Origin of the sequence: Flavobacterium akiainvivens (assembly GCF_001278115.1) — a bacterium.
Lineage (GTDB): Bacteria > Bacteroidota > Bacteroidia > Flavobacteriales > Flavobacteriaceae > Flavobacterium > Flavobacterium akiainvivens.
Genome location: NZ_LIYD01000005.1, coordinates 3802530 through 3816203 on the forward strand (window position 1 = coordinate 3802530; position 13674 = coordinate 3816203).

General features: G+C 40.0%; 13 protein-coding genes and 1 tRNA gene. 7 read left to right on the forward strand and 7 right to left on the reverse strand.

All coding sequences use genetic code 11. The annotated features are described in order from the left end of the window. The first annotated feature begins 26 nt into the window (after positions 1-26). The 4 genes from AM279_RS17075 (at position 27) to AM279_RS17090 (ending at position 4829) form a co-directional block, all read left to right on the forward strand. The gene (locus AM279_RS17075) at positions 27-2066 is read left to right on the forward strand and encodes a tetratricopeptide repeat protein (RefSeq protein ID WP_143090460.1); all 2040 of its coding nucleotides are present in this window, start codon (positions 27-29) and stop codon (positions 2064-2066) included. A gap of 105 nt (positions 2067-2171) precedes the next feature. Continuing rightward, a complete protein-coding gene (locus AM279_RS17080) occupies positions 2172-3398 on the forward strand; it encodes a Glu/Leu/Phe/Val dehydrogenase dimerization domain-containing protein (protein ID WP_054409264.1) in 1227 nt (408 codons plus the stop codon). A gap of 65 nt (positions 3399-3463) precedes the next feature. Further along, positions 3464-4678, forward strand: coding sequence for a bifunctional folylpolyglutamate synthase/dihydrofolate synthase (locus AM279_RS17085; RefSeq protein ID WP_054409266.1), 1215 nt, complete (start codon positions 3464-3466; stop codon positions 4676-4678). Between the two features lie 76 nt (positions 4679-4754). Next, a tRNA-Val gene (locus tag AM279_RS17090) sits at positions 4755-4829 on the forward strand. Here the strand turns inward: AM279_RS17090 and AM279_RS17095 are convergent. The 4 genes from AM279_RS17095 to mobA form a co-directional block, all read right to left on the reverse strand. Beyond that, positions 4820-6343 carry a recombinase family protein gene (locus AM279_RS17095; protein ID WP_074961728.1) on the reverse strand — a complete coding sequence of 508 codons (1524 nt, stop codon included), beginning with the start codon at positions 6341-6343 and terminating at the stop codon, positions 4820-4822. The genes AM279_RS17090 and AM279_RS17095 overlap by 10 nt on opposite strands. Further along, positions 6327-6527 carry a hypothetical protein gene (locus AM279_RS17100; RefSeq protein WP_054409267.1) on the reverse strand — a complete coding sequence of 67 codons (201 nt, stop codon included), beginning with the start codon at positions 6525-6527 and terminating at the stop codon, positions 6327-6329. Before AM279_RS17100 ends, AM279_RS17095 begins: the two co-directional genes overlap by 17 nt. A 265-nt stretch (positions 6528-6792) precedes the next feature. Continuing rightward, on the reverse strand, positions 6793-8073 hold the full coding sequence (gene mobB, locus AM279_RS17105; protein WP_054409269.1) for a conjugal transfer protein MobB: 1281 nt from the start codon (positions 8071-8073) through the stop codon (positions 6793-6795). Positions 8074-8076: 3 nt separating this feature from the next. Next, entirely contained in the window at positions 8077-8508 is a 432-nt protein-coding gene (gene mobA, locus AM279_RS17110) for a conjugal transfer protein MobA (protein ID WP_054409270.1), read from the reverse strand. A 181-nt stretch (positions 8509-8689) separates the two neighbouring features. Here mobA and AM279_RS17115 point away from each other — a divergent pair, with 181 nt between their 5' ends. Then, positions 8690-9430, forward strand: a complete 741-nt coding sequence (locus AM279_RS17115) for a nucleotidyl transferase AbiEii/AbiGii toxin family protein (RefSeq protein ID WP_143090459.1) — start codon at positions 8690-8692, stop codon at positions 9428-9430. A 40-nt stretch (positions 9431-9470) separates the two neighbouring features. Then, a complete protein-coding gene (locus AM279_RS17120) occupies positions 9471-9782 on the forward strand; it encodes a DUF6922 domain-containing protein (protein ID WP_054409272.1) in 312 nt (103 codons plus the stop codon). A 266-nt stretch (positions 9783-10048) separates the two neighbouring features. Here the strand turns inward: AM279_RS17120 and AM279_RS17125 are convergent, their stop codons facing one another. The 3 genes from AM279_RS17125 to AM279_RS17135 all read right to left on the reverse strand — a co-directional run bounded on the left by AM279_RS17125 (position 10049) and on the right by AM279_RS17135 (position 12822). Beyond that, entirely contained in the window at positions 10049-10489 is a 441-nt protein-coding gene (locus AM279_RS17125; RefSeq protein WP_054409273.1) for a hypothetical protein, read from the reverse strand. A 752-nt stretch (positions 10490-11241) separates the two neighbouring features. Further along, the gene (locus AM279_RS17130) at positions 11242-11592 is read right to left on the reverse strand and encodes a hypothetical protein (protein ID WP_054409274.1); all 351 of its coding nucleotides are present in this window, start codon (positions 11590-11592) and stop codon (positions 11242-11244) included. 48 nt (positions 11593-11640) lie between these two features. Further along, the gene (locus tag AM279_RS17135) at positions 11641-12822 is read right to left on the reverse strand and encodes a hypothetical protein (protein ID WP_054409275.1); all 1182 of its coding nucleotides are present in this window, start codon (positions 12820-12822) and stop codon (positions 11641-11643) included. A 165-nt stretch (positions 12823-12987) separates the two neighbouring features. Here AM279_RS17135 and AM279_RS17140 point away from each other — a divergent pair, with 165 nt between their 5' ends. Next, complete coding sequence (locus AM279_RS17140; RefSeq protein ID WP_054409276.1) at positions 12988-13365, forward strand: helix-turn-helix domain-containing protein; 378 nt, start codon at positions 12988-12990, stop codon at positions 13363-13365. Positions 13366-13674 lie beyond the last annotated feature (309 nt).

Sequence of the window (13674 nt, forward strand, 5' to 3'; positions counted from 1 at the left end):
GTACTAATTACTATCGCCTCAAAAATTTGTATAAACTCCATAAAATACTTGCGGTACTGTTTGTTTTGCTCATGGCTGTTTCCTGCAAGAAAACGGCAAGCCAGGATATTGATGCCCAAAATGAGGTAGAAGCGCTGTTAAAGCAAGGTGAAAACCACGCATTGTCTAACAAATTCAGGACAAAGTATCTTGACTCTGCCTACACTATTTTATCTGATTATAAAAATGACAGTGTTACCAGGCTTTATTACCGCAGGGCGGCTGTTGCATATTTTGGGCTGAGTAAATACAATGCTTCTTTAAAAACCGGTAAAACTATTTACAGTTTAGGTAAAAAAGCAGGCGATACGGTTAGTATGGCAAAAGGGTTGTATTTTAGTGCATTATCTCATTATCAAAAAAATAATAACGATACGGCATTTGCGTATTATCAGGCGGCAGAAAAACTATATGAAAAGCTTGATGACAAGATTACCCTGGGCGAAATCATTCTCTACAAGGCCTACATATACTATCATATGGGAGAGTTTGTGTATTGCGAAAGCGAGGGTACAAAAGCCCTGAAACTTTTTGATGACAATTATCCGTTTGAAAAGTATGACTGTAACAACCTTATAGCACTTGCTCTTGACGGCCAGGATAATGGGGCAGAGGCAATTAAGTATTATGAAAGGGCACTTGAGCAGATTGATAATTTAGGTAAAGTAGGGTATACAGAGGTGTTTAGAAACACATCAAAAGCATTGTGCTATAATAATATGGGGCTGGTGTACAGAAAATCGGGCCAGTATGATAAAGCTATACAAATGTTTAATGATGCGCTTCGGTATTTGCGCTCAAAAGATGAAGACCCGTTGCTGTATGCTAAAATACTAAACAACCTGGCATATGTTAATTTTAAAGCAGGTAATAATAAAAACCTGCCCATGCTTTTCTTTAATGCCTTGGCAATAAGAGATAGCCTTAATAATCTTGAAGGTGTTGTAAACAGCACCTATAATCTTGGGGAGTATTATCTGGGCCAGAAAGATACCGTTAAAGCGGTTACATACGTTACGCGGGCCTATCAAAAAGCCAAGCAGATAAAAAGCCACTATGATATTCGTAACAGCCTTAAGTTACTGTCTGATATAGATAAAAAAAGGAGTGTGTACTATGCTGACAGGTATGTAACCGTTACAGACAGCCTTGCTGAAATTACCCTTAAAAACCGTGAAAAATTTGCCCGTGTGGCTTATGAAACCGACAGGCTACAGGACGAAAACCTTGAACTTACCCGAAAAAATACTTATATAATAGGTGCTGCGCTGGTTGTAGTATTGTTTGGTGTTGCCATTTTTATAATTTTCTACCTTAATTCACGCAATAAAGAGCTGGTACTGTTGCAGGAACAGCAAAAAGCAAACGAAGAAATTTACCAGCTTATGTTTGAGCAGCAGGGTAATATAGACTCTGCCCGTGCCGAAGAGAAGAACCGTATTGCTATGGAGCTGCATGACGGTATTTTAAATAACATTTATGCGGTAAGGCTTAACCTTGAATTTAGTAACCGAAAGACTGATGATGAAACTATTGTGCTACGCAAAGGCTACATAAAAGAACTGCAGCAGGTAGAGGGCGAAATAAGGGCCGTGAGCCACAACCTGAGCCGCAATACTATTTTTAATCAAAATACTGATTTTGCAGGTGTGCTCTCATATCTCGTCACATCTCAAAAAAATAATTTTGACACCCGCTTCAAGCCTTACTTAGATAAAGACATAAACTGGAATGCAGCACCGGGTACATTAAAAATCAACTTATACCGCATAATACAGGAAGCACTTCAGAATATTAATAAATACAGCCAGGCAGATAATGCTACTGTAGAAATAATACAGGAAGGTAATGTGCTTATCCTTACAATTACAGATGATGGGGTTGGTTTTGATGCCTCGGTTGCCAGTAGTGGTATTGGTATGAAAAACTTAAGGCAGCGTTCAGTAACTATAGGGGCTACAATCAATGTGGTTTCGGTTCCTGATGAAGGTACAACCATAACACTTAAGGTGCCGGTAGATTTTTAACCCTTTATCACAAAAAAATAAAAACAGGGCAGCAGTATAACTGATATTAAATTATATACAATAATATGTTTGTTATATTTGCATGGATTTAAGAAAACTCAACAAATGAAAGATTTACTTAATAAATTTGAAAATAAACAGCCGGAAATAGTATTTAACTGGAAAGACAGCGAAACCGAAGCCGAAGGGTGGACTGTTATTAATTCACTTCGTGGTGGTGCAGCAGGTGGTGGCACGCGCATGCGCAAAGGCCTTGATATGAATGAGGTGCTGAGCCTTGCCAAAACCATGGAGGTTAAGTTTACCGTAAGCGGCCCTGCAATAGGCGGTGCTAAAAGCGGTATTAATTTTGACCCGAATGACCCGCGCAAAAAAGGTGTGCTGCAACGCTGGTATAAAGCGGTATCTCCATTGCTAAAAAGTTACTATGGCACCGGTGGCGACCTTAACGTAGACGAAATACATGAGGTTATCCCTATGACTGAAGAGTGTGGCGTGTGGCACCCGCAGGAGGGTGTTTTTAACGGACACTTTAAGCCTACTGAAGCTGATAAAATTAACCGCATAGGCCAGTTGCGTCAGGGTGTGGTTAAAGTAATTGAAAACCCTGTATTTTCGCCATATGTAGCCCGTAAATATACCGTGGCTGATATGATTACCGGTTATGGTGTTGCCGAGGCTGTAAGCCATTTTTACAGCATTTATGGTGGTAGTATAGAAGGTAAGAAAGCTATAGTTCAGGGTTGGGGTAATGTGGGGTCGGCTGCGGCTTACTACCTTGCTAAGCTTGGCGCTAAAGTGGTGGGTATTATAGACCGCGACGGTGGCCTTATTAATAAAGACGGCTTCACGTTTGAAGAAATAACACAGCTTTTCCTTGATAAAGAAGGTAACAAGCTTGTGGGTGATAAAATGCTGCCGTTTGAGCAGGTAAACCAGGAAATATGGAGCATTGGTGCCGAGATATTTACGCCATGTGCTGCATCAAGGCTGGTTACTAAAGAACAGGTAGATGCCATGGTGGCAAGCGGTCTTGAGGTTATAAGTTGTGGCGCTAACGTGCCGTTTGCGGATAAGGAAATTTTCTTTGGCCCTATTATGGAGGCTACAGACAGCCGCATTAGCCTTGTGCCTGACTTTATTAGCAACTGTGGTATGGCACGTGTATTTGCTTACTTTATGGAGAAAAAAGTACACATGACCGATGAGGCCATTTTTGCCGATACGTCTGATACCATTCGCCGTGCAATTGAAAAAGTATATGCCCAAAACCCATCTAAAACCGGTGTGAGCAGTACTGCGTTTGAAATTGCACTTAAGCAGTTGGTGTAACATATAAAAATGTAATTTTACAACATAATAAACCCTCTTTATAAGAGGGTTTTGTTTTTAAAGATATGACGTATAAAGAAACAACCGAATGGATGTTTGGCCGCCTGCCTATGTATCAAATGCAGGGTGCGGTGGCTTATAAGGCAGACCTTGCCAATACCCTTTTACTTGCAGCGCATCTTGGTAATCCTGAGAACAAGCTAAAAACTATTCACGTGGCAGGTACAAATGGTAAGGGGTCTGTAAGCAGTATGCTTGCCAGTATTTTGCAGGAGGCAGGCTATAAAGTTGGGCTGTACACTTCGCCACATTTAAAAGATTTCAGGGAGCGGATTAAGATTAACGGGGAAGATATTTCTGAGGCCTTTATTGTAGACTTTGTTGCTAAAAACAAGGCTTTTTTTGAGGCTAACGACCTTAGTTTTTTTGAAATGACCGTAGGCCTGGCTTTTGATTATTTTGTTCAGGAAAATATAGATATTGCGGTTGTAGAAACCGGTATGGGGGGCAGGCTTGATAGTACTAATATTATAACGCCCCTGGTTTCGGTTATTACCAATATTGGCATGGACCATACCCAGTTTTTGGGTAATACCCTCCAGGCAATAGCAGGTGAGAAGGCAGGTATTATTAAGCCAGGTACACCGGTTGTAGTAGGAGAATATACACCTGAAACCAAACCGGTATTTGAATCTAAAGCATCTGAAAAAAGATCGGCTATATATTTTGCACAGGATGAGGTTTTGCCTGATTATCCTTCAGCGTTGTTGGGCGATTACCAGAGACAAAATAAAAAGACGGTTTTAAAAACGGTTGAGGTTTTACAAAGTGCGCTTTCTATTAACGGAGATGCTGTAAAAACGGGCCTGCTAAATGTAATAAAAAATACCGGCCTTCGCGGCAGATGGGAACAAATACACACTAATCCTGCAGCAATTGCCGATACCGCACACAACAGCCATGGCTTAAAGCCTGTAATGGCACAGCTTCTAAATCAAAAATACACCAGCCTGCATATTGTTTTTGGTGTGGTTAATGACAAAAACCTTGATGAGGTATTGCCACTTTTGCCGAAGAAAGCCACTTACTATTTTGCAAAACCCGGTGTGCCACGCGGTCTTGATGCACAAATTTTAGCCAATGCAGCAAAAAAATATAATTTAAACGGAAAAATTTTTGAGTCGGTTAAGCAGGCTTATGATGCTGCTTTACAGCAGGCTGCGCCAGATGGGCTGGTGTATGTGGGTGGAAGCACCTTTGTTGTGGCTGAAATTTTATAGCGAAAGCCTTGCAGATGTAAAAAACTGTGCTATCTTTGCACTCGCAATACGGAATTAACCACTGCATTGTAAAATAGGGCGATTAGCTCAGTTGGTTCAGAGCATCTCGTTTACACCGAGAGGGTCGGGGGTTCGAATCCCTCATCGCCCACTTTGAGGGATAATCGAAAGATTATCCCTTTTTTTATTGTATATCAAATACCCCTTTTCCTCCATTTTACTGGCATTATGCGATAATAGGTCGAGCATCGTAGGTGTTCGATAGATACCCTCCTGATAGTACAAATTGCCGTCGAACACCTTATTTACAAACTCACGTTTCTGCAACGTTGTCGCTTTATCATAGATATATCGTACATCGCTCAGCATACCAAGATTGTTATCCAGTAATTCAAAAGCTTTATCCGGATTTATGTTCAATCGCTCTACGGCAGCTGTAAGACTCAATATGTGGTCGCTGTAGGTTGAATACCACCTGTCATAGGTATCTTTGTTTATTTCGTCTTTAAACCATTTTTCCTCGACAGCGTGTAAGCGTTGCTTTACCTCTTCCAGTTCACGTTTCTTCTCAACGGCTTTTTTCCTGTTGTTTTTCATTTCCTCTTCAATAGAAGCATAACAGCCATTTCTGATTTCTTTTATCTTCTTTTCAGGGATACTCATAAGGTTACAGGCATTCAGGAATTGTTCGTGTGCTTTGATAGCGCTGATATTATTGTGTTTTGAATGCTTGCATTTGTAGTAGTAAAAATATTTGCCGGATTTACCCCTTGATGGTGCTCCGGTAAGTGGCACACCACAATGGCATTTCACTACACCTCGTAATGGTATTTCATCATCGACAACGACTTTAACCTTGTCTACTTTTTTCATTTTAGATTGTACCATCTGCCAGGTTGCCTTGTCTACAATAGGCTCATGGACGGCAGGGAAAAGCCCTCCCGGTAAATCTTTGAACGGTTCAACCCGTACAAGCCCGGCATATACAGGATTTACTAACACACGGTCTACAGCCATGTTGCCTTTTCTGTCAAATCCCATTTCGTAGGCGGCTTCCTTGATTTTATACAACGGAACATCACGCAGGAACATATCGTAGATTTCGCGAACGACTTTCGCTTCAAGTTCATTTACCTCAAGGTGGCGTTGTTTGCCTTCCCCAACTTTTACATAGCCGAAAGGTTTTTCACGGGTAAGGAAACGCCCTTCTTTTGCACGGGCTGTATAGAGGCCACCACGCACTTTTATACTGCGGTTAATGTTATCTTCTTCGGCAAGTAATAATTGTAGGCCTGCCCTAAAGAAACTACCGGGGGTATCGTAGTCGAAAATTATGCCTTCGGTAACACTTATGATTTGTATACTGTATTTTCTTTGGAACTGCTTTACCATGTTCATAGCTTCACCTGCATCACGGCTGAAGCGGTCTAGCTGGTCAACAAGCAGGTAGTCTACGGATTTGTAGTGCTTAGCTATAAATGCCTGTAATTTTATGAAGTCGGGTCGGTCAAAAGTCTTGGCACTTTTTCCCCTGTCAATAAAAGTATCCACCAGTTGGATATTGTTGTATTGCAGGTATTGGTCTGTATACATTTCCTGCCTTTCAATAGAACCGTTGCTTTGCCCAAGCTGGCTAAACCTTAAATATCTAATCGCCCTCTTCATATAATTGTTTTAGTGTCATAAAGACAATGATGTCAACCATCAAATTTACAAAATCCTGTTCTTTATGTTGCTCAATTTCAGTGTTAATCTCATGTATTTTACATGGAGTTGACTGTGGATTTTCCGAAAATCCATATAATGATTTTCGGAAAATCGTAACTTTTTTCTCCTTTTGCTCTTTCATATCTCACCTCCATTAATTATATCAATGCTGCTAATTCCGCAGCATTATATTGAATGTAGGTATCTATTTTATTGAAAGAGACTAATTGTCTATATATGGAATTGTATGACTTTCCTTGTCATAATTATGACCGGATTAAACCAAAAGGCACTCCCTTCCTTCGTCGGGAAAGCCTTCTAGTTTTTAGTTCGGCATTGCCAATTTACAGTTATGCTCCTTCGTCGCTCCGCTGTAAAATGGCAGGTTGTTTTGTGAGATAGTTCGGCTATCTCCTTAAGCCCTTTGATTTCTTTTTCATTTGTCGTGCAAATGTTTCTTCTTCATAATCTTCGCCTTGCGCTTGCGGCAATATGCCGCCAAATATGCCAGAGAGAATATTAGCGGCATCGGATAGGCTCGGATTTATTTTTTCATTTTCTAAAAGCGTTTTATGTCCAATAGCTGGATTAGCATTGGCCGATTTTAGATTAGCGTCATTTTGTAAACTAATTTCCGGTTTGCTACCTCTGTTCAACCATTCATTGAATACAGCCGCACTCAGATTTTTAGCAAGCTGCGACCCGTTCAATACCGAACGGGATTGATGGTCAATGAATGTGATACCATATATTCGGTTGTCGGCTGTACGACGGACAACCGTATTGATACCCGCTTCTTTCAAAATTGCTTTAAACTCATTTTCATTTTTGGTTGCCAATATTGCCTTTTCAATGGTAACTTTGAGTGCTGACCTGCTTGGGCTGTTTTGCAGATGCATTTTAGATTTTGCAAAGTGGGATTGCAATTCGCTATAGCCTGCACCTTTTCCGAACAGTGAAGCTTTGAATGGATTGCTTACTTTTTCTCCTTTTTCATTCAGCGCAAAATAGACCAGTCCTTGCCGGGCTTTTCCGTTGTACTGGCCTTTGACTTCTTCAGCAGTAATGTTGAATAATGAAAGTAATGCATTATACGTGCCAAGCGTGGTATATTGGTAGTATTTCGGCAGGTAACGGATAACCGCAGCCATCTGGCTTTTGACATCGCCTGCTTTATAATTGACCGGTTTGAATATAGGCTCGGATTGGTTTCGCTTTTTTTCAACAGCACTTTTTAGGTTATACTTGCGTTCCAACTCCCTACAGGCTGCCATGGACTTTCTTTTTTCAAAGGCATCAGAGATTTTCCTGCCCTGTTCATCTACGCAAACCGTTACAATATGAATATGGCTACGCTCAATATCATTGTGTTTAAATACAATAAAGGGTTGTTTGCCATAGCCCATTTTCTTCATGTAATCTTTGGCAATGGCTTTATAATCATTGTTGTTTACTTTATCGTCAGGATCAGGGTTGAGTGAGATATGCACCACCGGCTTTTCCGTTTTACGGTTGGCAGCAAGGTATGCCTGGAACGAATTTGAGATTTGTGATACGGTAAAAGTGCCGTCCGGTGATTCAATGATTTTTTGCCCTGCCAATACCGTTGCGGTATTGTTCTTTACTTTATCCATGTTATAAGACAATGCACCAAACAAACTTTTGCCCCTGCCAATCTTTGCTATCATAGCTTATTTCTTAAGATGGTTGGCTTCAAATTCAGTGGTAAGTTCAATGATCTTGCGGCTCAGGTTTATCAGTTCTATGGTTTGGTTTTCTAATTTATACAGGGCAGCTGCTGCTTTTTTTTCTGTAAAGTTGTTATATAGAATTTTAATCAGCTGGTTATAGTTGACACCAATCGAACGGAACTGTGCAAACAATCCCGTCAGTTTCACATGATAGTCTATTGCGGCCTTATCGATTTTTACGGTAGTGATGGTCTTTTGAAAAATACATGCTGTTATAAAATGTGCCATCACGTTCATGCCCGATTGCTCGAACAGGGTGAGGAATTTTGCATTTTCCACAGCCGTCAGGCTGATGGAATAGCGGAATGTGGCAGGGTCACTTTTAGGATGCCTACCGCCTTTGTGCTTTTTATGTGTACTGTTATCGTCCATCAACATTTTCATATATCAGAAAGCAACGAATGTAGTTTCTGTGTGCCGAACAGTGAAGAAGGTTGTTATGACTTGCTTTATTTGGCATTACCTGTCTTTCTTACGGATTCAGTACAAATCATCTTAATTAAACTAGTGTATAAAGCCAGTGTCAGCCAAATGCTGCCACTAACAGACAACAATGCGTAACATAATTTCTTTTCAGGCTATTTGCGGAAAAATTTACGTTATGCTACATAAAAATACCGTAAGCCCTGCCATGTGGGAACTCATGCAAAGGCTGATGAAAGATGAAGTGCTGAAAGATTTTGTATTGGTTGGCGGCACGGCTCTAAGCCTTAAAATCGGCCACCGCCTAAGTGTGGATATTGATTTGTTCAGACAGGATGGTTTTGATGTTAAAGAACTTCGCTCTTATCTTGAGAGCTATTATAAAGCCCAACCAACCCAGGATTTTGAAAATTCTGTAATGACATTTATTGATGACATCAAGGTTGATTTAATTTCGCACCAATATCGTTACCTCAAACCCGTTGAAACTATAGAGGGTATCCGCCTGGTTTCTCTTGAAGACATAGGTGCAATGAAGTTGCTTGCTATTGCACAAAGTGGAAGGCGTATAAAGGATTTTGTGGATATGTATTACCTATTAGAGCATAATCCATTGGTAGTCTATCTTGAAGGATACGCGAAAAAATACGGTGCAAATCCTGTAGTAGCCCGTAATGCGGTTAACTATTTTAAAAATGTATCTACTAAACAAATCATGGAATATTTCCCGGGAAAAAAAGAAGAATGGGAAAAGACAATGGAACGGCTATGGCAGGCTAAGATTAATATCAGGACGCTATTTGAACCCGTTAGGAAAGAAGAGAACGATATTAAGCCCGGCAATAATAAACGTAGGGGATTAAGAATGTAACCACTTGCTATCCTGTATAAAAATCAGTATTTTTACATCTATGAAAAATTCAGATGCCATAGTACCCAACTTCCATCCCAAATTCTTTTGGGAATACAAGTACGAAAATATCGATTGGGAAGAAGCGTATAAAATGGTTATCGAACGGATTGTTGAGCGTGGCGAACAAAAAGAGGTTGATGAACTGGTACGTTTTTACGGTTATGAAAGAGTAATTAAAGCCCTTAAAGAAGAAATTTACTTTATGCCTGATTTTGGTATTGCAAACGCTACTAAGTTCTTCCCTGAACTCACCAGGGAACAAATGTATTGTTACATCAACCGTAAGGATAAGCCTTACCATTGGATTTAGTTTTACTTCTATTTTTGGACTTTTAGTAAAGTCATTCCAAAACCATATATCAAAAAAAGAAAAGCAAGCTCGGCAGCGGTTTTTAAGGACACGGCAAGAAAAATCCGCCATACGCCCATTGGGCTGATTTATTGCGTTTTTTCCTGCCTTTGTCCAACCGCTGCCGGTGGGATAGCTTTCTTTTTCTTTTTTACGGTTTTTCTTTTTCTTTTGGAAAAATTAATTTCCAGTTTGTGAGTGGTTCAGATGCGGGACACCCCGCAACATTATAGCCTTAACCCTGGCTTTTTTGCCTTGTTTGCCAAGGTCGGGCTTTCATTTTCATTAGCAGCCTTTAGCGAAGTGTTACGGCTCTTGTTTTGTGAAAGGTCTTGCGGCATATTCTTTTTCACTTCCTGCCACCTCTCACGGCGTTCCTTTGCCAGCTTGGCATCATCTTTTATCGGTCCCATAATATCGGAAGGGTTCGCAGGTTGTGACTGTTTTGGCCGTGGTTTCGATTTTAATCGTAAAAGGCTGCCAACCAATCCCAACAGGCTGTTGCCCTCTTGGTTCTTAAACTGCCTCAGAAAATTTGAGAGGAAATTTGAAAATATATCCCCGCCTTTATCGACCTGCATAAAGGGAATTTTCTGTTTTTTCTTTCTTTCATCAATTTCAATATCCTTTTCCTGCTTCTTAATCTTTGCGGTATCCATCTTTTCCATGACCTTTTGTTTTTAATATAAGGTACGCCCATTTTTAAATAGTATCTACTTCAGGGTAACTGCCTGATGAAATTGGCATTCGATGTCCAATTTTGTGATTTGCTACTAAAACCGTCATAGGTATGTATCTACGTAGGTGCGTACATACGTATTTACGTAGATACATGAATATATAAATACAGTTATAGGTACAGTCATACAAAGGTACGGATGTACATACGTGCGTAGCTACATAGCTACTTACTGCCGTATTGCTGTATTGCTGTATTGCTGGCAGGACGGCAATACAGCTAGCTGGCTGGCTTGTTGGCTATACAGTTTCACAACTGAACAAAAGTTCAGAACTACGGTGGTACGTTGGTATGTACCAACGCCATTTGATGGCTTTTAAAATTACAATTCTAATAATATGGAGCATTTTTTCGCGCGTGGGCAGCCTCCGTGGCTGCCAACAAGTAATAGATTTTACATTTTTAATCCTGTCTTATGCTTTATATTTTCCTCGTTGGAAAATGGTTTTTTTCGTGCAAAAGAAAAAGGGCACGAAGCCCTTTCCATTTTAAAACCATTTATAAAAATGTTGCCGCGTAGCAACAGCAAGTTGTGTTTTAAGCTGCTTGAAATACTTCAGCAGCTCAAAACAACTTGCCCTTGCGCAGGGGGCTAAAAAATCTCCATAGTCGATTTTTCATGTGAGTCGCCAAACTTTTACTTTTATTTATTAGTATATTTTTTATTACAGAAAATGCCTTTTAGCTTTTGCTGTTTTTTAGTTCCTCCAGTTTCAAATAGAGTCGATGGCAGTTATCCAAAACCTCAGATTCATTCAAGGGTAACAGTTGGGATGCTATTCTCAAAACGCTTATCACATGGTAACCTGGCTCTGCTATCTCTCCCGAATTTGTATCGCCATCATGATACAGTGCGTGCATGGAAATTTTCATCAGGTCTGAAACCGTATACATTAAATCACTGTAACTGTCAAAATGCAGCCGGGCTTCAAAGCTATCATCACCTGTATCCTCTGTTAATGTGGTAAACATCCACATTCTGGTCTCTGCGTTCACGAACTTTTTTATCGCTTTTTTTCTTTCCTTTTTCATATCGCCACATCAATTGATAGTTCTTCAGCACTTCATTTATATTGATATTTACTCGTTTAGATCATTTACAGCATTCAGGTAATCATTTAGCTCCGTAAGTGTCTGGCCGGTGTCTCCTGGAAGTAATTTCTTGATAAGTTCCAATACACTTACGAGGTGGTAATGGGGATTCCTGACAAAACCACTGTTCTCTGAATCGGCATTATAAAGCGTATGCAATGAAATTTCTATCAAGTCTTCAATAACCACAAACAGGTCAAAGTAGCTGCTGAACTTAAGGTTACATACATAACCCTCTGTATCGGTCAACATATATTTTGGTAATTTCGGCTGCGGAGGGGATTCCTGTCCGGCTTCATCATTTACGGTATGTTCCAGTTCCAGTCTGTCCTTCTTTGCCGGAATAGTTTGGTGTGACCCTGCTTTTTCATAGCATCTTGCCAGAGCCTCTATGAATATGCGTTCTGTTTCCCTGCGCAGGGATTGCGTTTTAAACAGCAATTTTTCAATATCGGCACGGGAAATATCCAAATGGTTCTTGTGCCTGAATGCTAAGTAGGCGGAATGAAGCAGTTCTAAGAGGCGAACATCTTCTTCGTGTTTTGTATCAAATAATGTTGCAATGCCTGGTGCATAGTGCGTAAGTGCAGTTTGGTGTTCCGAAATATCTTTTGCAAAAAGCTGTTTCCCCAGAATAAATTCTTCTGCAATTTTAAACAGCTGTTCCATCATTTGATGTAATGTATACGCCGCATCCACATATTTTTCATTTTTCAGGCTTTTAGGGAAGGTGGTATACTTACCATCTACTTTGCCCATTGCCCTTTTAAATTGTTTCTTGGCACGTGGGATTAAAATGGAAGGCTGTTCGCTCTCAGGGTGGAAATTAGTTTTAGCTTCGGTATTGGTATAAGCCAACTGGCCCAAAACGCAGTGCTCAATAAAATAGAGGTTGCCCTTGCGTATAGCGTCAGCCGCATAATCACCCGAAAACACATTATAGGTAATCGAGAGATAGTCTTCAAATACCTGGTTGAGTGGCTCCAACAGGTCATTGTCAATACGTGTAAAGGTGGTATCTACAAACAATGTAAATATCGTCTCCGGTGCTGTATTGCCGACAGAGATATAAACATCGTGCATTGGGGCAACCTCTACTACCTTTTCGGTTATTTCTTTGAGAAGTCCTGCTAAAGGAACGCTTTGCTTAATTTGAATGGAATTGTTCATAATCTTACGTTTTAAAGTGGTACATCGTTGAAAAATTGTATTTTTGTTATGAAGCACAAGTAAATCATTGCTTATCCTGTACCAAATCAATTTCTTATGTATGGTACATGGTTTTCAATGTATTTTACGGGCAACACTTTATCTTTCAATTTTATATCTTTAATTATGAACACGACAAAACCAAACCATATAGGACGTAAAATCAGCCGTATTCGTGAACTGCGCAATATGAAACAGGAAGCCCTTGCCCAAGCAATGGGGACAAACCAGCAGGCAATTTCTATTTTGGAGAACAGTGAAGTAGTTGAAGATGAAAAACTGGTCGAAGTGGCAAAAGCGCTTGGTGTAACGGTTGAAGCGATTAAGAATTTTTCTGAGGAGGCTGTGATAAACTATTTCAACACTTTCAATGAAGGAAATAATTTTAATCATTATAACACTTGTACCTTTAATCCTTTAGATAAAGTTGTTGAACTCTATGAAAGATTAGTACAAGCTGAGAAAGATAAAGTAGCTTACTTGGAGAAGCTTATGAATAAGTAGTGAACTCATTGTTAATCCAAATAAGAGACTGTCGAAAGACAGTCTCTTATTTGGATTAACAATGTTCTGAAAGGGTTAATAAAAATAATTGGCTTAATGTTGGCCGAAGTACAAACAACGCTTTAAGGAAGTAATAAATGGATCTAATCCGTTAGCTATTTACATAGACAAACTTAAGCATTACAAATACCTTGCTGATTGGAAATTCATACAACTACCACGTTTGACACCAATTGGACAAACCAGTGCAAACTGACCCCTCTTGGCCGATTTAAAAAGACCCCTCTCGCCGGCTGAAACTGACCCCCT